This is a genomic window from Streptomyces sp. NPDC059166, from assembly GCF_042755185.1.
Taxonomy (GTDB): Bacteria; Actinomycetota; Actinomycetes; order Streptomycetales; family Streptomycetaceae; genus Streptomyces.
On sequence record NZ_JBHZCI010000056.1, the window covers coordinates 1 to 21,556 of the forward strand.

The window sequence follows — 21,556 nt, forward strand, 5'->3', positions numbered from 1 at the left end:
GGGGGCTTCCCACCCCCGCCCCACACCCCCGGGGGGGGGGGGGGGGGGCACTAACCCCCCCCCCCGCGCCTCCCGCACGCTCAGCCGTTCGCCCACACCCCGCCCCTGCGCGCCCCCTCGACCCCGCGCACCGTCCCGCCCGCTCAGCCCGATGGCGTGCACACCCGTCCCGCCCGCGCACCGTCCCGCCCGCTCAGCCCGTCCCGCACGCCCGGCCCGACGGTCTGCGGCACCCGCCCGCTCAGCCCAGCCCTCGCACCCGGCCCCACACCGACGGATCCAGATCGCCCGCCTTCCGCCGGAAACCGGACACCGCGACATCCCGCAGCTCATCCGTCTCCAGGAAACTCCGCCGGCCCCGCGCGTCACCCACCGAACCCGGCGGCAACGCGATCACCCCCGGCCGCTCCGCATGATGCTTGCTGGTGATCTTGGCGACCACCGCCGTGCCACCCCGCACCGACAGCACCAGACACGGCCGGTCCTTCGAACCCGGCCCGTCCTCGAACGGCACGTCCGCCCACCAGATCTCCCCCGGCCTCGGAACCCCGCGCGGCCCGCCCTTCTTCCGCTGCGGCTTCCGCTCAGGAGCCCGCCCCGGCGGACGCGACCGGCCACCCGGACGCCTCGGCCCACGCCCACCCCGGCCCCGCCCGTCGGACACCGCCGCCACCAGAGCCAGCAGGACGACCACCGCCAGCGCCACCCACCACCACGTGTTCATGACCCGACCGTACCCGCAGCCCGCCACCACCCCCGCCTTCCATCGAACCGGTGACACCACAGGTGAGTTCCCCCACAACGGCAGGCCATGGAGGAGCGACCAGCGGTTTCGCGCCTTACGCTCGACGGACCGCACGAACCCTCCCCGTTCCCAGGCCACGGAGGTTCACGCTCCATGAAGCTCACCGTCGTCGGCTGCTCCGGCTCGTTCCCCTCCGCGGGTTCGGCATGCTCGAGCTACCTCGTAGAGGCCGACGGCTTCCGGCTGCTCCTCGACATGGGCAACGGCGCCCTCGGCGAGCTGCAGCGCCACGCGGGTCTCTACGACCTCGACGCCATCTTCCTCAGCCACCTCCACGCCGATCACTGCATCGACATGTGCGCGTACTTCGTCGTCCGCTACTACCGGTTCGACGGCGGACGGCCCGAGGCCATCCCCGTGTACGGCCCCGAGGGCACCGAGCAGCGACTGACCACCGCCCACGCCGACACCCCGTCCGACCACGCGATGAGCGAGGTCTTCGACTTCCACACCCTGAAGTCCGGGTCCTTCGACATCGGCCCCTTCTCCGTCCGCACGGAGAAGCTCCGCCACCCCGTCGACACCTTCGGCATCAGGATCGAGCACGGCGGGCGCACCCTGACGTACTCCGGTGACACCGGCACCTGCGACGCCCTGGACGAACTCGCCGACGGGAGCGACCTGTTCCTCTGCGAGGCGTCGTTCGTCCACGGCAAGGAGGACATCCCCGACCTCCACCTCAACGGCCGCGAAGCAGGCGAGCACGCCGCACGCGCCGGAGCCGGACGCCTGGTCCTCACCCACATCCCGCCGTGGACCGACGCCGAGCGCAACCTCGCCGACGCCCGCGAGGTCTACGACGGCCCGGTCGAACTGGCCGTCCCGGGCGCGGTGTACGAGGTCTGAAGCCGGCCACGACGGCAACGACGGAGCCGCCGCCCTCCCCGAAGGGAGAGCGGCGGCTCCGTCATCAAGCGCCCAGGGCCTACGCCTTGGTGAGGTCCTCGACCTCTTCCTCGGGCTCACGGCCCGGGGTGGTGAGGTTGAACTTGACGATCGCGAAGCGGAAGGTCACGTAGTAGATCACCGCGAAGACCAGGCCGATCGGAATGATCATCCAGGGCTTGGTGGCGTGGGTCCAGTTCAGCGCGTAGTCGATGAACCCGGCCGAGAAGTTGAAGCCCGCGTGGACACCCAGCCCCCACGTGATGGCCATCGACGCGGCGGTCAGCACCGCGTGCAGGACGTACAGGACCGGCGCGATGAACATGAACGAGAACTCGATCGGCTCGGTCACACCGGTGACGAACGAGGTCAGCGCGAGCGAGACCATCATGCCCATCACGGCCTTGCGGCGCTCGGGACGAGCGGTGTGCGCGATGGCGATCGCGGCGGCCGGCAGGCCGAACATCATGATCGGGAAGAAGCCGGACTGGAACATACCGGCGCTGGGGTCACCCGCCAGGAAGCGCGGGATGTCACCGTGGATGACCTCACCCGCCGCGTTGGTGAAGTCACCGAGCTGGAACCAGGCCACCGTGTTCACGAACTGGTGCATACCGATCGGGATCAGCGCACGGTTGACGCCACCGAACAGAGCCGCACCACCGGAGCCGAGACCGGTCATCCACTCGCCGAAGCTGGAGATGCCGTCACCGATCGGCTCCCAGACCAGGCCGAAGAAGACACCGACGACGATGCCGACGAAGGCCATGATGATCGGGACCAGACGGCGGCCGTTGAAGAAGCCGAGCCAGTCGACGAGCCTGGTGCGGTGGAACCGCTGCCACAGCACCGCGGCCAGCAGACCCATGATGATGCCGCCGAGGACACCGGGGTCGTTGTACGTCGCGGCGGTGTCCTCACCCTTCTGGATCACCGCTTCGGTGACCGGGAAGGCCTGCAGGACCTTGCTGTAGACGAGGAAACCGACGAGCGCGGCCAGCGCCGTCGAGCCATCGGCCTTCTTGGCGAAGCCGATGGCCACACCTATGCAGAACAGGATCGGGAGGCTGCCGGTGATGGCACCGCCGGCGTTGTTGAAGACGGCGGCGACCTTGTCCCAGCCGAGACCGTCCTTGCCGAAGATGTCGTCCTGGCCGAGCCGCACCATGATGCCGGCAGCCGGCAGCACCGCGATGGGCAGCTGAAGGCTGCGCCCGACCTTCTGCAGGCCCTGGAACAGGCCGGATCCCCGCTTCTTCGCGGGAGCCGCCGCCGCAGCGGTGTCCGTACTCATGAACTTCCTCCAGTAGGCAAGGCGCCGCCGGGGACAGGGAAAAAGGGGGCGGCGACTCGAGGAACGCGGCGGCAGAGACGGCCGCGTGGTCTGGACCACTCAGTGGTGTAGACCAGTTTTAGCACGGTGAGGGTTAGATAAGGAACCTGCAATTCCCTCACAATCTGAGGCGTGGCCCCACCACCACCCTGGGTGACGCACGAAGGCCCCCGGACCAGTGGTCCGGGGGCCTCGCCGAGCGGGCGGACGACCTCTACTTCGTGAGGTCCTCCTCCGCCCTCTGCTCCTCCTCCACGGGCTCACGTCCCGGGGTCTGGAGATCGAACTTCGTGATCGCGAACCGGAAGATCACATAGTAGATCACCGCGAAACACAACCCGATCGGGATGATCAGCCACGGCTTCGTATCCAGATGCCAGTTGACGACGTAGTCGATCAACCCCGCCGAGAACGCGAACCCCGCATGCACACCGAACGCCCACGTGACCCCCATCGACACACCCGTCAGGATCGCGTGCACCCCGTACAGCAACGGCGCCACGAACAGGAACGAGAACTCCAACGGCTCCGTCACACCCGTCACGAACGACGTCAGAGCCACCGACAGCATCAGCCCCGACACCTCCTTCCGCCGCTCCGGACGCGCCGTGTGCGCAATCGCCAGAGCCGCCGCAGGCAGGCCGAACATCATGATCGGGAAGAAGCCCGACGTGAACTGCCCGGCCGAAGGGTCCCCGGCGAAGAACCGCGAGATGTCACCCTGCACCGTGCCGCCGTCACCCGTGTACTCACCCGCCTGGAACCAGAAGAACGTGTTCAGGAACTGATGCATCCCGATCGGGATCAGCAACCGGTTCGCGAAACCGAAGATCGCCGCACCCCACGCACCCAGATCGATCAACTGCTTCGCGAACCACGTCAGCGCATCACCCACCGGCTGCCACAGCAGACCGAACAGCGTCCCCAGGACCACACAGATGAACGCCATCAGGATCGGCACCAGCCGACGACCGTTGAAGAAACCCAGCCAGTCCACCAGCTTCGTCCGATGGAACCGCTGCCACACCACAGCCGTCAGCAGACCGATGATGATCCCGCCCAGCACCCCCGGATTCTGCGGCTCCCCATCCGGCAACGCCTCCGTCACCGTCCCGTCCACCGGGAACGCCGTCAGCACACCCCGATACACCAGGAAACCCGCCACCGCCGCCAGCGCCGTCGAACCGTCCGCCTTCTTCGCGAACCCGATCGCCACACCGATACAGAACAGCAGCGGCAACCCCAGCTCACCATCGAGAATCGCCCCACCACCGTTGAGCAGCACCTTCGAGACCTTGTCCCAGAAGGCACCGTCCAGCACCGAGTCGATGAGATTGCCCAGACTGACCAGAAGCCCCGCCGCAGGCAGCACCGCCACCGGCAACTGCAGGCTGCGCCCCACCTTCTGCAAGCCCTGGACCGGCCCGTTCCACCACTTGCGCTGCGGTGCCGCCGCCGCGTTGGAGCTCATCCGCATCCTCCCGGAACACATCAGGTTTGGCGGTCGTCGCATACTGGTGTAGACCAGTCGCGATACGGTGCGGAGCGCTGCCGCAAAGCAGAGCGCCGGTGATCGTCATCATTGAGGACAGCGCGGTAACCCGCCCGTGAAGCTGGGCCAACCGTGCGTTACCGTGACGAAACGGGACCCACGGCGGGCCGCCCCGCGCACGCACAGACCAGGGAGAACGACATGGCCAGCAAGGCAGAGAAGATCGTCGCCGGCCTCGGCGGCATCGAGAACATCGACGAGATCGAAGGCTGCATCACCCGCCTCCGCACCGAGGTCCACGACCCCAGCAAGGTCGACGAAGCCGCCCTCAAGGCCGCCGGAGCCCACGGCGTCGTCAAGATGGGCACCGCGATCCAGGTCGTCATCGGCACCGACGCCGACCCCATCGCCGCCGACATCGAAGACATGATGTGACCGGCTGACCCAGCCGGCCCACCCCCAGTCCCACGCGCAGGCCCCGCTCCGCCCCCGACCGGACAGGAGCGGGGCCTGCCGTGCACCCGAACAGACCCGGCCGCCCCAGCCGATAGGCTCGACACCATGTCTCGCATCGACGGCCGCACCCCCGAACAGCTCCGCCCCGTCACCATCGAACGCGGATGGAGCAAGCACGCCGAAGGCTCCGTACTCATCTCCTTCGGCGACACCAAGGTCTTCTGCACCGCCTCCGTCACCGAAGGCGTCCCGCGCTGGCGCAAGGGCAGCGGCGAAGGCTGGGTCACCGCCGAGTACTCCATGCTGCCCCGCTCCACCAACACCCGCGGCGACCGCGAATCCGTACGCGGCAAGATCGGCGGACGCACCCACGAGATCAGCCGCCTCATCGGCCGCTCACTCCGCGCCGTCATCGACTACAAGGCCCTCGGCGAGAACACCATCGTCCTCGACTGCGACGTACTCCAAGCCGACGGCGGCACCCGCACCGCCGCCATCACCGGCGCCTACGTCGCCCTCGCCGACGCCATCACCTGGGCCCAGAACAAGAAGATCATCAAGCACGGCCGCAAGCCCCTCACCGGCACCGTCGCCGCCATCAGCGTCGGCATCGTCGACGGCACCCCCCTCCTCGACCTCTGCTACGAGGAAGACGTCCGCGCCGAAACCGACATGAACGTCGTCTGCACCGGCGACGGCCGCTTCGTCGAAGTACAGGGCACCGCCGAAGCCGAACCCTTCGACCGCACCGAACTCAACGCACTCCTCGACCTCGCCACCGCCGGCTGCACCGACCTCGCCAAACTCCAGGAAGAGGCCCTCGCCCGCACACTCGGCGAGTAAAGAAGCAACCAAAAACGCAACACACGGCGTCATGACGGATACGGGCGCACGGGTCGAACCGTGCGCCCGTCCACGTATCCGCCCCCGGGGAGGGACCGCACCATGGCCACGCGCCGACACCACCGACGCCGCACCACACTCGCCGTCACGGCCACCCTGCTCACACTCACCGCCGCCGTCGGCTGCGGCGCCGTCGACAAGGCCCTGGACTGCGTCCGCACCGCCGACGCCATCGCCACCAGCGTCGACAACCTCCAACAGGCCGTCTCCAACGCCTCCAACGACCCCACACAGGCCTCCGAGTCCCTCGACCAGATCGACAAGGAACTCAACGACCTCGGCGACACCACCGACAACGCCGACCTCAGCAAAGCCGTCGACGACCTCCAAGCAGGCGTCACCAACGTCCGCGCCTCCATCGAGAGCGGCGACGCCACCCCCGACATCAGCCCCGTCACCGACGCCGCCACCGAGATCGGCAAGGTCTGCACCCCCTGACCCGGGAGCAGCGCCCCCTCCCGGCCGGGCGGATAATCAGGGCATGACCCGCCTGATCCTCGCCACCCGCAACGCCGGGAAAATCACCGAACTCCACGCGATCCTCGCCGACGCCGGCCTCACCCACGACCTCGTCGGCGCGGACGCGTACCCCGACATCCCCGACGTCAAGGAAACCGGCGTCACCTTCGCCGAGAACGCCCTCCTCAAGGCACACGCCCTCGCCCAGGCCACCGGCCACCCCGCCGTCGCCGACGACTCCGGCCTCTGCGTCGACGTACTGAACGGCGCCCCCGGCATCTTCTCCGCCCGCTGGGCCGGCACCCACGGCGACGACCAGGCCAACCTCGACCTGCTCCTCGCCCAGCTCTCCGACATCTCCGACCCGCACCGCGGCGCCTACTTCGCCTGCGCCGCCGCCCTCGCCCTCCCCGACGGCACCGAACGCGTCGTCGAAGGCCGCCTCACCGGCACCCTGCGGACGGCACCGGCGGGCACGCACGGCTTCGGCTACGACCCGATCCTCCAGCCGGACGACGAGACCCGGACCTGCGCGGAGCTCACCCCGGCGGAGAAGAACGCGATCAGCCACCGCGGCAAGGCCTTCCGGGCCCTGGTGCCGGTGGTGCGGGAACTGGTGGGGTGAACAGGAATGGCCTCCACCTTCGATTTGAAGGTGGAGGCCGCAATTTGCCTGTGGGCCCGGTGGGATTTGAACCCACGACACACCGGTTCTAAGCCGGCGCCCTCTAGCCTGCTGGGGTACGGGCCCGCGCGGCACTACTCTACTGGGTGAGACTTCGTTGCTTCGAGAAGGTTTCGGTCTGGCTGTGACATGACGGACACAGGTAGCGCAGATTCTCACGGCGATTGTCCAGACGGTCGCCATTGAGGTGATCGATCTCCAGCACGAGGCGCTTGCCCTGCCACGTATCGCCGATGCCGCACGCGGAACATACGTGAGGAACTCCGACGTCATCCAGTGCGCGGCGCAAGAGCGTGGTCCGGGTCCGCGCGGAGCCGGACTCCAGGCGCCGAAAGATCTCGGGTGCGGCCTTACGGTGGGGAGAGTTCGCGCCCTTGCTATGCCCTTGACCAGTGAAGTGGGCAGTTGAGAGGCCGTATTCATCGAGGCTCCGCCTCAGGCGGGCTCGTGAGGCGCCGTTGTCCACCTGGCCGAGAAGCTTCAGTACCCCGGCCATGCTCTTGGACTCGGCGACGGCTGAGGCCAGTTCATGGTGAGAGGTGAGGGGCGCGCCGCATCTGCGACCCTTGGTGAAGTGTGAGGTGTCGATCTCGAGGCGGTCGAGCCTCTTCCTGATGTAGTCGTACGGGCCGTCGGCGGGCGGAACTCCCAGGTACTCCAACACTTCTCGGATGCTGCGCGCGTGGCTCGCGGCCTCCTCAAGGGCTTCCTTCGTGTACGACCGCTTTTCTCGTGGTGGGAGAGGGGCGTCAACGAAATGGGACGTGTCGATGTCGTAGTGCTTCAGTCGATCGCGCACGTAGCGAAGGGGTCTGCTGCCCAGCGGGGCATCCAATCGACTGAGCAGATCGACGAGGCTGGTGGAGACGGCGGCGGTACGGTCCAGCACATCGCGGGGGTAGTTCTGCTTGCTCACGAGGTCCGCCGTCGCGCGCGCCCACGGTACGTGTCCGTGATCGAGTGGCAGTTGGGGCAGAGCAGGCGCAGATTGGCCGGGCGGTTGTCCCACCACTTGCCATTCGCATGGTCCACCTCGAGTCGCAGCGGCCTACCGTTCCACTCCGCGCCGTTGCCGCACATGGCGCACGACTCGGCTACACCCCTCTGGAGAAGCGCCCGCCGTAGCCGCACGCCCGGAATCCTGCCGTCCGACGGTGTGCGCAGAGTCAAAGGGTCGCCCGGGGGGCCTTTCGGGCCTCTCCGGGGCGTCCGCAAGAAGTGGGACGTATCGATGCCGAGGACGGCAATCCGGCGGCTGATGTGGGTTTGGTTGCCCCCAACTGGATTGATGCCCAGTCGGCGAACAACTTCCGCCACGCTCCTGGAGCAGGCGACCAGCGTGCGCAGCGATTCCTCCGTGTGGCGCAGGCGGGTGTCGATGAAGTGCGAGATGTCGATCTCCGCCTCGGACATCTTGGCCCGCAGGTAACGCCTGCTCCCGGGTGTCGGTACGCCGCCGCACCACCGCACCGCGTCGTTGCAGTTGTCCGTCTCGCGCGCTGCCTCTTCGAGCAGCTCGCGCGAATACCTGGCCGGCATGTGTCCTCCCCGTCCGGCCGCGCGTTCGCGGCCTCGTACGGAGCAACGAACCGGTAATCGGATGGTCACGTCCGAAATCCGATGAGATGTGGAAGGGCCCGTACCGCTTCGGGAAGCGGTACGGGCCCTCTGTGTGGGGACGGGGTCAGAACTTCGGGTCCGGGCTCTGGGCGTGGACCAGTTCCGCGGCCTCTTCCTCCGTCTCCACCGACGGCGGGGAGCCGGTCAGCGGCTTGTTGGCGGTCTCCTTCATGCAGGCCACCGCGATCACGCCGATCAGGGCGGCGGCCATCGCGTAGTAGGCCGGCATGAGGTTGGAGCCGCTCCAGCTGATCAGCGCGGTGATGACCAGCGGGGTCGTGCCGCCGAAGATCGAGGCGGAGAGGTTGTAGCCGACCGACAGGGAGCCGTAGCGGACGTTGGTCGGGAAGAGGGCCGGGAGGGCGGCGGACATGGTGCCCAGCATGCAGACCAGGGAGAGGCCCAGCATCAGCATGCCGATGATGATCGCCGCGATGCTGCCCTGGCGGATCAGGAGGAAGGCCGGCAGCGACAGGATCAGGAAGCCGAGCATCCCGGTCATCAGCAGCGGCTTGCGGCCGAAGCGGTCGGAGAGCTTGCCGAACTGGCTGATGATCAGCATCAGGAAGACCATGACGCCGAGCAGGATGAGCAGTCCGTGGGTCTCGCTGTAGCCGAGCTCGTCCGAGAGGTAGGTCGGCATGTAGGACAGCAGCATGTAGTCGGCGATGTTGTACGCGCCGACGAGGGCGATGCAGAGGATCAGGGTCGGCCAGTACTGGCGGAAGATCTTGGCGAGGTCGCCCTTGGCGGTGGACTCGACGTGGTCGGCGGCCTCGGTGGCGTGTGCGGTGCCGCCTTCCAGCTTCTGGAAGGCGGGGGTCTCGTCGAGGCGGAGTCGCAGGTAGAGGCCTACGAGGCCGAGGGGTCCGGCGACGAGGAAGGGGATGCGCCAGCCCCAGGACTCCATCTGGCCGTCGTCGAGGACGGCGTAGAGGGCGGTGACGAGGCCGGCTGCGCCGACGTATCCGGCGAGGGTGCCGAATTCGAGGAAGCTGCCGAAGAAGCCGCGGCGCTTGTCGGGGGCGTACTCGGCGATGAAGGTGGACGCGCCGCCGTACTCGCCGCCGGTGGAGAAGCCCTGGAGCATGCGGAAGAAGATCAGCAGGACGGCCGCCCAGACGCCGATGGTGTCGTGGGAGGGGATGAGTCCGATCGCGAAGGTGCCGATCGCCATGAGGATCATGGTGAGGGCGAGGACCTTCTTGCGGCCGATCTTGTCGCCCATGGGGCCGAAGAACATGCCGCCGAGGGGCCGTACGAGGAAGGCCACGGCGAAGGTCGCGAACGACGAGAGGAGCTGGGTGGTGTCGTTCCCGGAGGGGAAGAAGACGTGCCCGATGGTGACGGCCAGGTAGGAGTAGATGCCGAAGTCGAACCACTCCATGGCGTTACCGAGTGACGCAGCTTTCACCGCGCGCTTGACCGCCTGGTCGTCGGTGACCGTGATGTCGGTGCGACGGAGCCGGGGGTTCTGGCGCTTCCGGATGGCCCGGAAGAGCGCGGGGTGGCGTTTGACCGCTTCAGGGTCGGCCGCCTGCTGGGGGTCGGAGGCCGCCATGGCCGGTTCCTTTCGTCGAACGGTGTTCCAGGAAAGGCTTCTGCGCAGTCATGGCGGTTGCAAACCGAATCAGCGGTCGATTGCGACCTCAGTCACATCCATTTCGGCCAAGATCGGCCGGAAGGGGTCAGATGCCGAGGTCCTTGATGATCTTGGCGACGTGTCCGGTCGCCTTGACGTTGTAGAGGGCCTTCTCCACCTTGCCCTCTTCGTCGACCACAATCGTGGAGCGGATGACGCCTGTCACCACTTTGCCGTAGAGCTTCTTCTCGCCGTACGCGCCGTACGCCTCCAGAGTTTCCTTGGAGGGATCGCCCACCAGTGTGACCTTGAGGTTCTCCTTCTCGCGGAACTTCGCGAGCTTCTCGGGCTTGTCGGGGGACACGCCGATGACGTCGTACCCGGCTCCGGTGAGGAGGTCCAGGTTGTCCGTGAAGTCGCAGGCCTGCTTGGTGCACCCGGGGGTAAGAGCCGCGGGGTAGAAGTAGACGATGACCTTGCGGCCCTTGTGGTCCGCGAGCGAGATCTCGTTGCCGTCGGCGTCCGGAAGGGTGAAGGCGGGTGCGGTGTCGCCGGTCTGGAGTCGCTCGCTCATTTTTCTCCTCGAGTGGCACAGGGGCTGTGAGGCACCGAGCGTAATAGGGGGTGCCGCCGGGTGCGGAGGCGGCCGAGCTGACAGACTGTCGATGAAGGTTTACCCGACGACGACCACGGAGGCGGCGCAGTGTCGGATACCAGGACCCCTGCGCAGATCGAGGCGGACATCATCAGCCGGCGCGAGCAGCTCGCTGTGATGCTGGACGAGATCGGGGTGCGGGTGCACCCGAAGACGATCATGGGTGATGCGAAGGCGAAGGTCGCCTCCACGGTGGACCGGACCGCCGGGCGGGCGTATGTCGCGGTGAACCGTTCGGTTTCGGATGTGAAGGCGCAGTTCGTGGCGGAGGACGGTTCGCCGCGTCTGGGGCGGGTGATTCCGGCCGCGCTGCTCCTGGTGGGCGGGGTGGTGCTGCTGACGGCGACGTCGCGGTCGTCGGGGTCCTCGCGTTCGTCGCGGTGTGGTCGGCGTAGGAGGCGCTGAGGCGGTTCCCGGCGGGCCCTGGGGCGTGTGGACGGTTCCGGGGCAGGTAGGTTTCGGGGCGTGAGCGACAACGGCATGAGTGACACCGACGACAAGCTGCCGATCCGGATGCTGCACGATCGTGTGCTGGTCCGGTCGGATTCGCCTGAGGGCGAGCGCCGGTCGGGCGGCGGCATCCTGATTCCGGCGACGGCGGCTGTGGGCCGGCGTCTGGCGTGGGCCGCGGTGGTCGCGGTCGGCCAGAACGTGCGGACGGTGGAGCCGGGTGACCGGGTGCTGTACGACCCGGAGGACCGTGCGGAGGTCGAGGTGCGGGGTGTGGCGTATGTGCTGATGCGTGAGCGGGATCTGCACGCGGTGGCGGCGGACCGTTTCGAGGGTTCGGTGGATTCGACCGGGCTGTATCTGTAGGCGGGCGCGTGCTGGTGGCCTGATCTGTGGGCGGGCGCGTGCTGGTGGCCTGGTGACCGTTGTCACCAGGCCTTTTGTCGTTTTGTTGTTACGGTGGAGGCATCCCGACGAGACGCGCCGTACCGGGTTTCCGCAAAGACGACGCACCTGTTGTCCGTGTGATCCGTCGTGGAGGTGCCGTCGTGGCGTGGGTTCTGCTGGTTGTCGCCGGTCTGCTGGAAGTGGGCTGGTCGATCGGGATGAAGTACACCGAGGGGTTCACCCGGCTGTGGCCGAGTGTGGGTACGGGCCTCGGGATCGTGGCCAGCATGGTGCTGTTGTCGCAGGCGGCGAAGACGTTGCCGATCGGTACGGCGTACGGCGTGTGGGTCGGGATCGGTGCCGCGGGGGCGGCCGTGCTCGGGATGGTGGTGCTGAACGAGCCGGTGACCGCCGCCCGCATCTTCTTCGTGTGTCTGCTGCTGGTTGCGGTGGTGGGGCTGAAGGCGACGTCCGGGCACTGACCGGTCAGGGGCGGCCGGGGCCTTGGTGGTCCTGGCCGCTTTCGTCGTTTCCGGGTCGCCGGCCGTCGGGGCGTTCTTCGCCCGGGTGTCCGTCGTCGGTCCGGGAGGGGGCTCCGCGGCCGGGTTCGTCGGCGGGGCGCAGGGCTGCGGGCTGCTGGACGCGGGGGGCGCCGCGGGGTGTGTCGGCGGGCTTGGCTGTTCGGGTCGGTGCGGTGGGGTGGGGTGCTCCCGGGACGGGTGTCGTGTCGCTGTCCGGTGTGGAGTCCTGGTCCTCGCCGGTCTCTCCGGTGCCGCTCTCCTGGTTGTCCCGGGTCCCGGTGCCGTCGCGTCGGTGGCGGCGTTCTTCGCGGTCGCGGTGGCCGTCGGTGTTCTCGGCTTCTTCGGTGTCCTCGGCTTCGCCGCTCTCGTCGGGGTCGGGTTCCTCGGGGCCTTCGTCGGCGTGGAGGTCGAAGGCTTTCACGGGGCTGCCTTCGAGGGCGGTGCGGGTGTAGGCGGCCCAGGTCTGGGCGGGTGCGCCGCCGCCGTTCATGCGGGCGAGGCCGAGTGCGCCGTAGAGGGGTTTCTGGACGCCGGTCTTCGGGTCCTGGCCCATGACGGTGATGACGGTGGCGAGGTCGGGGGTGTAGCCGGCGAACCAGGCGGCCTTGTCCTCCTCGGCGGTGCCGGTCTTTCCCGCGGCGGGGCGGCCGGCTGCTCCGGCGGCGGTGCCGGTGCCGCCGTCGACGACGCTGCGCAGGACGGAGGTGGTGGTGTCGGCGGCTTCGCGGCTGATGGCGCGGCGGGTGGGTCTGGTGGGGATGTCGATTTCTTCGGCGTTCTTGCTGACCTTGGAGACGAGGGTCCAGGGGTGGTGTCTGCCGTGGTCGGCGAGGGTGGCGTAGGCGGATGCCATGTCGACTGCGCTGGCGGTGGCGGGGCCGAGGGCGATGGAGGGGGAGGCGGTGAGGTCGGGGGTGTTCGCGGGGATGCCGAGGGAGATGGCGGTGTTCTTGACCTCTTCGGGGCCGACGTCCTGGGCCATCTGGGCGTAGACGGCGTTGACGGATTTGTCGGTGGCTTCGCGGACGGTGATGGAGCCGTAGTCGACGTCGTCCTCGTTGGCGGGGGAGTAGTCGGTGGGGCCGGTGGCTGCTTGGACGGTGCGTTCGTTGTCGCCGTTGTAGTGGGTGTTGGGGGTGATGGGTTTGTCTTTCTGGGTGGTGGATCCGTTGGCGAGTGCGGAGGCGAGGACGAACGGTTTGAAGGTGGAGCCGACCTGGTAGTCGCGGCGGGTGGCGTTGTTGACGAACTGCTTGGTGTAGTCGATTCCGCCGTAGAGGGCGACGACGTGGCCGTTGGAGGGGTCGATGGAGGCGCCGCCGGCGCGGACGATGCGGTCGGCGTCGCGGTCGTCGCTGGTCTTGGAGTGGACGTTGTCGTCGACGGCTTGGACGAGGGCGTCCTGGTTCTTCTTCTGGAGTGTGGTGGTGATGCGGTAGCCGCCGGTGGCGAGGGTCTTCTCGTCGACGATGTCGTTGGCGGCGAGGTAGTCCTCGACGGCGTTGACGATGTAGCCGCGTTGTCCGGAGAGGGCGGTGGCGGGCTTGGCCTTGTCGGGGACGGGGAAGGTCATGGTCTTGCGCTGGGCTTCGGTGAGCCAGTGGTGTTCGACCATGCCGTCGAGTACGTAGTCCCAGCGGGCGAGTACGGCTTTCTTGTTCTGGGGGTGGGCGACGACGTCGTAGGAGCTGGGGGCGTTGAGGAGGGAGGCGAGGTAGGCGCCTTCGCCGGTGTCGAGGTCTTCGACGTCCTTGCCGTAGTAGGCGTGGGAGGCGGCTTGGATGCCGTAGGCGTTGCGTCCGAAGTAGCTGGTGTTGAGGTAGCCCTCGAGGATTTCGTCCTTGCTCTGTTCGCGGTCGAGCTTGATGGAGATGAAGAGTTCCTTGGCTTTGCGGACGAGGGTCTGTTCCTGGCCGAGGTAGTAGTTCTTGACGTACTGCTGGGTGATGGTGGAGCCGCCTTGGCGGCCTTTTCCGGTGGCGGTGTTCCAGCCGGCGCGGAGGGTCGCCTTGATGTCGATGGCGTCCTCGGAGTAGAAGTCGCGGTCCTCGGCGGCGAGTACGGCGTGTTGGATGGGGCGGGGGATGCGCCTGAGGGGGATGTTCTCGCGGTTGATCTCGCCGTCGCGGGCGATGACGGTGCCGTCCTTGTAGAGGTAGACGTTGGACTGGGCGGTGGCGGCGGCGTTGGCGGCGGGGATGTCGATGAGCTGGTAGCCGGCGATGAATCCGCCGACGAGGAGCAGTGCGAGGAGGACCACGGCGGCGAGGGTCATGCGCCAGGTGGGGATGGCGCGGCGCCAGCCGGTGCGCTTGGGCCGTTTGGAGCGCTTTGTGCGCCCTTTGGGTTCTTGTGCGCCGTCCGGGTGGTCGGCGTCCGTGGTGGGGGCCGCTGCCGAGGGGTCTCGGGGTGCCCATCCTTCGGGGCCCTGCTGACCAGGGTCTCCGCTGTGCTGCGGTGGCTCTTGGTTCATGACTGTGGAGGCTCCTCGACTGCGGATGATTTTCCTATAGTGCACTTTTCGGGCGGATAACCCTGGGATCCCTCACGGAGGAATGGGGTCGCGGCGGCGTGTCGCCGTGCACTAACGTCAGGCGCTTTGGCGGGGAGAGGGGGGCGCGGTGCGGCTCTATGCCGTGGTGGCGGCGGGCGGGTTCCGGCGGTACGCCACCTATCGGGTGGCGACCCTCGCGGGCGTGTTCACCAACACCGTCTTCGGTTTCATCATGGCGTACGCCTATATCGCCCTGTGGGACGAACGCCCGCACCTCGGCGGCTATGACGTGTCGCAGGCGCTGACCTATGTGTGGCTGGGGCAGGCCCTGCTGATGACCAACGCGATGCTGGGCGGTGGTTTCGAGGACGAGTTGATGGAGCGCATCCGTACGGGTGACATCGCCGTCGACCTGTACCGGCCTGCCGATCTGCAGCTGTGGTGGCTGGCGGGGGATCTGGGGCGGGCGGCGTTCCATCTGCTGGGGCGCGGGATCGTGCCGATGGTGCTGGGCGCTCTGGTCTTCGACCTCGCGCTGCCGTCCTCGCCGTGGACGTGGCTGGCTTTCCTGGTGTCGGTGTCGCTGGGGGTGGTGGTGAGTTTCGCGGTGCGGTTCCTGGTGGCGCTGTCGGCGTTCTGGCTGCTGGACGGGGCGGGGGCGATGCAGATGGCCTGGCTGGCCGGGCTGTTCTTCTCGGGCATGCTGCTGCCGCTGAACCTGTTTCCGGGGCTGCTGGGCGAGGTGGCGGCGGTGCTGCCGTGGTCGTCGCTGCTGCAGGTGCCGGCCGATGTGTTCCTCGGTGTGTACGAGGGCGGGGATCTGCTGGGTGCGTTCGCGTTCCAGGCGGGGTGGGCGGTGGCGCTGCTTCTGGCGGGGCGGCTGCTGCAGTCGGTGGCTACCAGGAGGGTGGTGGTCCAGGGTGGCTGAGGCCGGGGCGGGGCGGGTGGCCGTGGTCGAGCGGGTCATCGCGCCCGGTGAGCGCTCCCGGGTCGTGGAGGGGGTGCGGGCGTACGGGCTGATCGTGGCGATGTGGGTGCGCTCGACGATGGCGTACCGGGCGTCGTTCGCGATGACCACGCTGGGGAACTTCGTGGCGACGGCGTTCGATTTCGTGGCGATCATGCTGATGTTCGCGCATGTCGACGCGCTGGGCGGGTTCACGTTGCCGGAGGTGGCGTTGCTGTACGGGGCGTCGGGGACGGCGTTCGGGCTGGCGGACCTGGTGCTGGGGTCGATGGACCGGCTGGGCCGGCGGGTGCGGGACGGCACGCTGGACACCTTGCTGGTGCGGCCGGTTCCGGTGCTGGCGCAGGTGGCGGCTGACCGGTTCGCGTTGCGGAGGCTGGGGCGGATCACGCAGGGGCTGCTGGTGCTGGGGTATGCGCTGGTGACGCTGGACATCGCGTGGACCCCACTGAAGGTGCTGATGCTGCCGCTGATGGTGCTGAGCGGCGGGGCCATCTTCGGGGCGGTGTTCGTGGCGGGTGCGGCGTTCCAGTTCTGGGCGCAGGACGCGTCGGAGGTGCAGAACGCGTTCACGTACGGGGGGACGTCGCTGCTGGCGTATCCGCCGTCGCTGTTCGCGAAGGAGCTGGTGCGTGGGGTGACGTTCGTGGTGCCGCTGGCGTTCGCGAGCTGGTTGCCGGCGCTGTATGTGCTGGGGCGGGATTATCCGCTGGACCTGCCGGAGTGGGTGGCGTTCCTGCCGCCGGTGGTGGCGGTGGGGTGCTGGGTGCTCGCGGGTATGGCGTGGCGGGTGGGTCTGCGGTCGTACCGCAGTACGGGGAGCTGAGGAGTGGGCGTGGACGAGACGGAGTTCATCGAGCTCGACGGTGTGGAGAAGGTGTTCGAGGTGCGTCGCCGGACGGGTTTCATGCGGCGGGAGCGGCGTGAGGTGCGGGCGGTGGACGGCATCGGTTTCCGGGTGCCGCGGGGTGAGATGGTCGGTTACATCGGTCCGAACGGGGCGGGTAAGTCGACGACGATCAAGATGCTGACGGGCATTCTGACGCCGAGCGCGGGGCGGCTGCGGGTCGCGGGGATCGATCCCAGCAGGGAGCGTACGAGGCTGGCGCACCGGATCGGTGTGGTGTTCGGGCAGCGGACGACGCTGTGGTGGGATCTGCCGTTGCGGGATTCCTACCGGTTGATGCACCGGATGTACCGGATCCCGGATGCCCGGTACCGGGAGAATCTGGAGCGCTGCGTCGAACTGCTGGATCTGGGGGCTTTGTTGGAGGTTCCGGTGCGTCAGCTTTCGTTGGGGCAGCGGATGCGGGGTGATATCGCGGCGGCGCTGCTGCACGATCCGGAGGTGCTGTACCTGGACGAGCCGACGATCGGGCTGGACGTCGTCTCGAAGTCGAAGGTGCGTGGGTTCCTGCGGGATCTGAACGCGGAGCGTTCCACGACGGTGCTGCTGACCACGCACGATCTGACGGACATCGAGCAGTTGTGCAAGCGGGTGATGGTGATCGATCACGGGCGGCTGGTGTACGACGGGTCGCCGGCCGCGCTGCACGAGGTGGGGGAGAGTGAGCGGACGCTGGTCGTCGATCTGGAGCGGGAGATGCCGCCGATCGATCTGGGGCCGGAGGCGCGGGTGGTGAGGGTGGAGGGGCCGCGGCAGTGGCTGGCCTTCCCGGCGGTGGCGTCTGCCGCGCCGCTGGTGGCGCGTATCGCGTCGGACTATCCGCTGGTCGATCTGTCGGTGCGTGAGCCGGACATCGAGTCCGTGATCGCGAAGATGTACGTGTCGGATTCCAGCGCCTAGGCCCGTCCGTGTTCGCTCTATAGGGTGCCGGTATGACAAGTGAGAGCCCGGATATGCGTGCCTCCGACGCGGAGCGTGAGCGGGTCGCGGAGACCTTGCGGGAGGCCGTGGCTGAGGGCCGTCTGGAGATGGACGAGTTCGAGCAGCGGGTGGATGCGGCTTACAAGGCGCGTACGCACGGGGAGTTGGAGCCGCTCGTGCGGGATCTTCCGGTGCCGGGCGCGCTCGCCCGTCCGGCGGCGGGTGTGGTGGACGGGCGCAGGGGGTCGTCGGCCGAGTGGTCCTCGCGGATCGGGGGGACGCAGACCTCGTCGGGGGCGTTCGCGTTCTGGGGAGGGTTCAGCCGCAAGGGACGTTGGACGGTGGGTCCGAGGTTCACCGCGTTCGCGATGTGGGGTGGCGGTGAGATCGATCTGCGTGAGGCCCATTTCGCGGAGCGCGAGGTCGTGATCCGGTGTTTCACGATCATGGGCGGGATGCAGGTGACCGTGCCGCCCGATCTGAACGTCGACGTCAGCGGCTTCGGCATCATGGGTGGTTTCGGTGAGCACTCCAAGCTGGACGAGGAGTTCGACCCGGCACCGGATTCACCGAGGGTGCGGGTCGTCGGGTTCGCGCTGATGGGCGGGGTCGGTGTGGAGCGCAAGCGGAGCAAGGCGCAGAAGCGGCGGTTGCAGGAGCAGGAGCGGTCGCGCCTGCGTGGGCCGGATGCGGGGGACGGGCGCAAGGAGCTCGGCTGAGGTGTCCGCCGGCTGGTCGGGGCCGCCCGGGCGCGGGTGTGCCGCGCCCGGTTGTCGGGGTCAGAAGGAGTCGGACTTGGGGGTGGCGTCGACGGTGGAGAGGTCGATGGTGTGTCCCAGGGTCCGGTAGCCGGTGTCGTTGAAGTGCAGGTGGTCGCCGGAGTCGTACTCGGGCAGGATCCGGTTGGGTGCGTAGGGGTCGCGGACGGCCCGGTCGAAGTCCACGAAGGCGTCGAAGATCCGGCCGGAGCGGATCTCCGCGTTGACCGCCTGGCGTACGTCGTTGCGTGCGGGTGACCAGGTGGGGTAGCCCTGGAACGGTGTCAGGGTGGCGCCCACCACGCGTAGTCCGCGGGCGTGGGCGCGTTCGGTGAGGGCGCGGAGTCCGGCGGTGATGCGCCGGGGGTCCGTCTCCTGCGGGCTCTGCTGCACGTCGTTGATGCCCAGTGCGATGATCACGGTCCTGGCGCCGGTGACGGACAGGACGTCGCGCTCGAAGCGGTGGGTCGCGCTGGGGCCGCCGGTGCCGCGTACGCCGGCCGTGGTGCGCGGACTGTCGATCAGGAGGCGGTTGCCCGCTATGCCTTGGTTGGCGATGCCGTAGGAGTGGCGGAGGCGGTCGGAGAGGACGTCGCTCCAGCGGGTGTCGGCGTCCGTGGTGGATCCCGTTCCCGCGGTGAGGGAGTCGCCGATGACGACGATCGCGCCGGGTGACGTCTTGTTGAGGACGTCGACGGCTGTCAGGTAGCGCCAGCGGGTGGTGCTCCAGGTGCCCTTGGTGTCGGCGAGGTAGGACGTCTGGTGGGTGTTGGGGTGCTGGGTGACGGTGCCGGTGGCGTAGGGCGTGCGGAGGGTGACCTCCAGGTCGGCGTCGGGTGCCACGGGGACGGCGACGGGGTCGCTGACGACCTGCCGGCCCGCGGCGATGGTGACGGTGGGGGAGCCGTCGAAGGTCACCCGGCGGGTGTTGACGCCTGCCTGGTCGATGACGAGCGGGGCGGTGCCGAACAGGTTGGACAGGGTGATCCGGGCGGCGTCGCCGCCGACGCTCGTGTGCACGACGTTGCGGATGGTGCTGCCGGGGTAGCCGTGTGCGGCGTTCGGTTCCGCGCTGACGGGGGCTCCGGTCCAGGTGGCCACCCAGGTTCCCCCGGCGGCGGCGGGCGCGGCGGGGTTGCGGGCGGCTGCGTGTGTCCCGCTCCCGCCGTACGGCTGCGACCGGTCACCGACGACCAGTGACGTGCCGTAGGCGGCTGCGGCGGCGAGCACGGCGGTACCCGCCGCGAGGGCGATGGGCAGGGTGTACCCCTGGCGCCTGGGCATCTGCGGTGTTTCTCCTTGTGGTGTCCGGCCCGGAGTTCGGGTCACTCTCATGATGCGGCAGCACCCGGGGAACTCGGAGTGCGGCCCGGGAGTAGGTGAAGCAGGGACAATGCGTACGGCACGGTCTCAGGCGTACGCGGACGGGTGGAGCGGATGGAACAGGACGCGGGACAGGGGACGGCATCCGGGCCGGAGGCCCGCGGGCGGGGTGCCGGCGGGCGGCCGGGGCCGTCCCTGGGCGGTTTCTCGTACACCGCCGCCGACGAGGAGAAGCAGCGCGGTGTGCGCCGTATGAAGACCACCGCCACGGGTCTGCTCCTGCTCGTCGCGCTCGTGTACGTCCTCGCCACCTGGGCGGAGAACTCGGGTGTGGGCGGCTGGCCGGGCTACGTCGCTGCGGCTGCCGAGGCCGGGATGGTGGGTGCGCTGGCTGACTGGTTCGCCGTCACGGCGCTCTTCCGGCGTCCGCTCGGTCTGCCCATCCCCCACACTGCCATCATTCCTACCAAGAAGGACCAGTTGGGGGCGTCCCTCGGTTCCTTCGTGGGCGAGAATTTTCTCTCCGGAGAGGTCGTTCGTGACCGAATTCACGCTCTGGGTGTCGGGAGGCGGCTCGGTGCGTGGCTGGCCGAGCCGGAGCACGCGGACCGGGTCACCGCGGAGCTGGCGACCGCGTTGCGCGGGGCCCTGACGGTGTTGCGGGACTCCGATGTGCAGGCGGTGGTGGGGGAGGCGATCACCCGGCGGGCGGACGCCGCGGAGATCGGTCCGGGGATGGGCAAGATGCTGGAGCGGATCGTCGCGGACGGGGGCCATCGCAGGGTCGTCGACCTCGTCTGCGTGCGGGCGCACGACTGGCTGGTGCTGCACGGCGACTCCGTGATGGACGCGGTGCAGGGCGGGGCGCCGGGGTGGACGCCGCGGTTCGTGGACAAGCGGGTGGGGGAGCGCGTCTACAAGGAACTGCTGCGCTTCGTCACGGAGATGCGGGACATGCCGGGCCATCCGGCGCGCGGTTCGATCGACACGTTCCTGACGGACTTCGCGGCCGATCTGCAGACGGACTCGGACACCCGGGCGCGGGTGGAGCGGCTGAAGTCGGAGATCCTGGGGCGCGGCGAGGTCCAGGACGTCATCGCCTCGGCCTGGTCGTCCGTCAGGTCGATGATTCTCGCGGCCGCCGAGGACGAGCGGAGCGAGCTGCGGCTGCGGGCCAGGGCGTCGCTGATGTCGCTGGGTGCCAGGCTGTCCACCGACGAGCGGCTGCAGGGCAAGGTGGACGGCTGGCTGGAGGACGCGGCGGCGTACGTCGTCACGAGGTACCGCACGGAGATCACCTCGCTGATCAGCGACACGGTGGCCGGCTGGGACGCGCAGCAGACGTCGCGGAAGATCGAGGCGCACATCGGCCGTGACCTGCAGTTCATCCGGATCAACGGCACCGTGGTGGGTGCGCTGGCCGGGCTGGTGATCTATTCCGTGTCGCACGCGCTGGGGGGCTGACCCGGGAGCGCGTGCCCCGTCGTGCGGTACGGGCGCGCCCCCGGGCTCGCGGGGAGGTGTCTTCCAGTACGCACCCGCGGGCGCCCGTGTTCAATCCCCTGGAGCGATATTTCCGGGGCTGGGGTGGCTCAGGCGGCGCGCCGGGTGACGGCCCAGGACGCGGTGGCCATGGCGCCGGCGACGGTGAACACGGCGGGCCAGGCGCCGACCTTCTTGGCGAGCGGGTGCGATCCGGCGAACGCGGCGACGTAGGCGACGGTCAGCCCGGTGGCCGCGGGGGCGCCGGCCTGCCGGTTCCAGCCGTGGGCGGCGACGGCTCCGACGGCGGCGAGGGCGGCTCCGCCGAGGGGGCGCTTCTTCGTCCAGCGGGCGATCGCGTATCCGCCGACGAGACCACTCGCCGCCACCGCCGCTGCCGGGACCTTCGCCATTGCCGCCACCTTCGCCTCGCACGTCTGCCGTCCGGGTCCGCTGCCGGGATCCGGGCTC

Annotated in this window: 23 protein-coding genes, 1 tRNA gene and 1 riboswitch; of the genes, 13 read left to right on the top strand and 11 right to left on the bottom strand. The window is 68.8% G+C overall.

From position 1 onward, the window contains the following. Positions 1 to 241: 241 nt before the first annotated feature. On the bottom strand, positions 242 to 724 hold the full coding sequence (locus ACFXOA_RS29575; protein ID WP_385034786.1) for a type II toxin-antitoxin system PemK/MazF family toxin: 483 nt from the start codon (positions 722 to 724) through the stop codon (positions 242 to 244). 174 nt (positions 725 to 898) lie between these two features. On the opposite strand from ACFXOA_RS29575, the gene ACFXOA_RS29580 reads away from it, so the two are divergent. Continuing rightward, positions 899 to 1,651: an MBL fold metallo-hydrolase gene (locus ACFXOA_RS29580; RefSeq protein ID WP_385034788.1), complete on the top strand. Its 753-nt coding sequence runs from the start codon at positions 899 to 901 to the stop codon at positions 1,649 to 1,651. 79 nt (positions 1,652 to 1,730) lie between these two features. On the opposite strand, the gene ACFXOA_RS29585 is transcribed toward ACFXOA_RS29580, so the two are convergent. Further along, positions 1,731 to 2,984: a PTS transporter subunit EIIC gene (locus ACFXOA_RS29585; protein ID WP_385034790.1), complete on the bottom strand. Its 1,254-nt coding sequence runs from the start codon at positions 2,982 to 2,984 to the stop codon at positions 1,731 to 1,733. Positions 2,985 to 3,237: 253 nt separating this feature from the next. After that, positions 3,238 to 4,494, bottom strand: coding sequence for a PTS transporter subunit EIIC (locus ACFXOA_RS29590; RefSeq protein WP_385034792.1), 1,257 nt, complete (start codon positions 4,492 to 4,494; stop codon positions 3,238 to 3,240). Positions 4,495 to 4,647: 153 nt separating this feature from the next. Between ACFXOA_RS29590 and ACFXOA_RS29595 the strand changes: the two genes are divergently transcribed. The 4 genes from ACFXOA_RS29595 (at position 4,648) to rdgB (ending at position 6,958) form a co-directional block, all read left to right on the top strand. Beyond that, the gene (locus ACFXOA_RS29595; protein ID WP_385034794.1) at positions 4,648 to 4,950 is read left to right on the top strand and encodes a glucose PTS transporter subunit EIIB; all 303 of its coding nucleotides are present in this window, start codon (positions 4,648 to 4,650) and stop codon (positions 4,948 to 4,950) included. A gap of 126 nt (positions 4,951 to 5,076) precedes the next feature. Next, complete coding sequence (rph, locus tag ACFXOA_RS29600) at positions 5,077 to 5,814, top strand: ribonuclease PH (RefSeq protein ID WP_385034796.1); 738 nt, start codon at positions 5,077 to 5,079, stop codon at positions 5,812 to 5,814. Positions 5,815 to 5,916: 102 nt separating this feature from the next. Further along, a complete protein-coding gene (locus tag ACFXOA_RS29605) occupies positions 5,917 to 6,312 on the top strand; it encodes a hypothetical protein (protein ID WP_385034798.1) in 396 nt (131 codons plus the stop codon). 43 nt (positions 6,313 to 6,355) lie between these two features. Next, on the top strand, positions 6,356 to 6,958 hold the full coding sequence (gene rdgB, locus ACFXOA_RS29610) for an RdgB/HAM1 family non-canonical purine NTP pyrophosphatase (RefSeq protein WP_362546655.1): 603 nt from the start codon (positions 6,356 to 6,358) through the stop codon (positions 6,956 to 6,958). Positions 6,959 to 7,009: 51 nt separating this feature from the next. Here the strand turns inward: rdgB and ACFXOA_RS29615 are convergent. The 5 genes from ACFXOA_RS29615 to bcp form a co-directional block, all read right to left on the bottom strand. Then, a tRNA-Leu gene (locus ACFXOA_RS29615) sits at positions 7,010 to 7,084 on the bottom strand. A 13-nt stretch (positions 7,085 to 7,097) separates the two neighbouring features. After that, positions 7,098 to 7,934, bottom strand: coding sequence for an HNH endonuclease (locus ACFXOA_RS29620; RefSeq protein ID WP_385034800.1), 837 nt, complete (start codon positions 7,932 to 7,934; stop codon positions 7,098 to 7,100). Further along, positions 7,931 to 8,557 (bottom strand): HNH endonuclease signature motif containing protein, encoded by a 627-nt coding sequence (locus tag ACFXOA_RS29625; protein ID WP_385034802.1) that lies wholly within the window; start codon positions 8,555 to 8,557, stop codon positions 7,931 to 7,933. The genes ACFXOA_RS29620 and ACFXOA_RS29625 overlap by 4 nt, the downstream gene beginning before the upstream one ends. Before the next feature lie 145 nt (positions 8,558 to 8,702). Beyond that, the gene (gene proP, locus ACFXOA_RS29630; protein WP_385034804.1) at positions 8,703 to 10,199 is read right to left on the bottom strand and encodes a glycine betaine/L-proline transporter ProP; all 1,497 of its coding nucleotides are present in this window, start codon (positions 10,197 to 10,199) and stop codon (positions 8,703 to 8,705) included. A gap of 127 nt (positions 10,200 to 10,326) precedes the next feature. Further along, the gene (gene bcp / locus ACFXOA_RS29635) at positions 10,327 to 10,794 is read right to left on the bottom strand and encodes a thioredoxin-dependent thiol peroxidase (RefSeq protein ID WP_362546643.1); all 468 of its coding nucleotides are present in this window, start codon (positions 10,792 to 10,794) and stop codon (positions 10,327 to 10,329) included. Between the two features lie 129 nt (positions 10,795 to 10,923). Here bcp and ACFXOA_RS29640 point away from each other — a divergent pair, with 129 nt between their 5' ends. The 3 genes from ACFXOA_RS29640 to ACFXOA_RS29650 all read left to right on the top strand — a co-directional run bounded on the left by ACFXOA_RS29640 (position 10,924) and on the right by ACFXOA_RS29650 (position 12,194). After that, entirely contained in the window at positions 10,924 to 11,280 is a 357-nt protein-coding gene (locus ACFXOA_RS29640; RefSeq protein ID WP_385034806.1) for a DUF3618 domain-containing protein, read from the top strand. A 75-nt stretch (positions 11,281 to 11,355) separates the two neighbouring features. After that, positions 11,356 to 11,691, top strand: a complete 336-nt coding sequence (locus tag ACFXOA_RS29645) for a GroES family chaperonin (RefSeq protein WP_385034852.1) — start codon at positions 11,356 to 11,358, stop codon at positions 11,689 to 11,691. Positions 11,692 to 11,773: 82 nt separating this feature from the next. Beyond that, positions 11,774 to 11,839: riboswitch (guanidine-III (ykkC-III) riboswitch) on the top strand. Positions 11,840 to 11,873: 34 nt separating this feature from the next. Next, positions 11,874 to 12,194 carry a DMT family transporter gene (locus ACFXOA_RS29650; protein ID WP_385034808.1) on the top strand — a complete coding sequence of 107 codons (321 nt, stop codon included), beginning with the start codon at positions 11,874 to 11,876 and terminating at the stop codon, positions 12,192 to 12,194. Between the two features lie 4 nt (positions 12,195 to 12,198). On the opposite strand, the gene ACFXOA_RS29655 is transcribed toward ACFXOA_RS29650, so the two are convergent. Further along, on the bottom strand, positions 12,199 to 14,706 hold the full coding sequence (locus tag ACFXOA_RS29655) for a transglycosylase domain-containing protein (RefSeq protein ID WP_385034810.1): 2,508 nt from the start codon (positions 14,704 to 14,706) through the stop codon (positions 12,199 to 12,201). A 148-nt stretch (positions 14,707 to 14,854) separates the two neighbouring features. Here ACFXOA_RS29655 and ACFXOA_RS29660 point away from each other — a divergent pair, with 148 nt between their 5' ends. From ACFXOA_RS29660 to ACFXOA_RS29675, 4 genes are read left to right on the top strand one after another with little or no spacing between them, the layout of a single operon-like run. Then, entirely contained in the window at positions 14,855 to 15,655 is an 801-nt protein-coding gene (locus ACFXOA_RS29660; protein WP_385034812.1) for an ABC transporter permease, read from the top strand. Positions 15,656 to 15,671: 16 nt separating this feature from the next. After that, on the top strand, positions 15,672 to 16,520 hold the full coding sequence (locus ACFXOA_RS29665; RefSeq protein WP_385034814.1) for an ABC transporter permease: 849 nt from the start codon (positions 15,672 to 15,674) through the stop codon (positions 16,518 to 16,520). 9 nt (positions 16,521 to 16,529) lie between these two features. Further along, entirely contained in the window at positions 16,530 to 17,501 is a 972-nt protein-coding gene (locus ACFXOA_RS29670; protein ID WP_385034816.1) for an ATP-binding cassette domain-containing protein, read from the top strand. 53 nt (positions 17,502 to 17,554) lie between these two features. Then, on the top strand, positions 17,555 to 18,241 hold the full coding sequence (locus ACFXOA_RS29675; protein ID WP_385034854.1) for a DUF1707 domain-containing protein: 687 nt from the start codon (positions 17,555 to 17,557) through the stop codon (positions 18,239 to 18,241). 60 nt (positions 18,242 to 18,301) lie between these two features. On the opposite strand, the gene ACFXOA_RS29680 is transcribed toward ACFXOA_RS29675, so the two are convergent. Then, the gene (locus ACFXOA_RS29680; protein WP_385034818.1) at positions 18,302 to 19,564 is read right to left on the bottom strand and encodes an SGNH/GDSL hydrolase family protein; all 1,263 of its coding nucleotides are present in this window, start codon (positions 19,562 to 19,564) and stop codon (positions 18,302 to 18,304) included. 153 nt (positions 19,565 to 19,717) lie between these two features. Here ACFXOA_RS29680 and ACFXOA_RS29685 point away from each other — a divergent pair, with 153 nt between their 5' ends. Beyond that, positions 19,718 to 21,067, top strand: a complete 1,350-nt coding sequence (locus tag ACFXOA_RS29685) for a DUF445 domain-containing protein (protein WP_385034820.1) — start codon at positions 19,718 to 19,720, stop codon at positions 21,065 to 21,067. Positions 21,068 to 21,195: 128 nt separating this feature from the next. On the opposite strand, the gene ACFXOA_RS29690 is transcribed toward ACFXOA_RS29685, so the two are convergent. After that, positions 21,196 to 21,498 carry a hypothetical protein gene (locus tag ACFXOA_RS29690; RefSeq protein WP_385034822.1) on the bottom strand — a complete coding sequence of 101 codons (303 nt, stop codon included), beginning with the start codon at positions 21,496 to 21,498 and terminating at the stop codon, positions 21,196 to 21,198. Between the last annotated feature and the right edge of the window lie 58 nt (positions 21,499 to 21,556).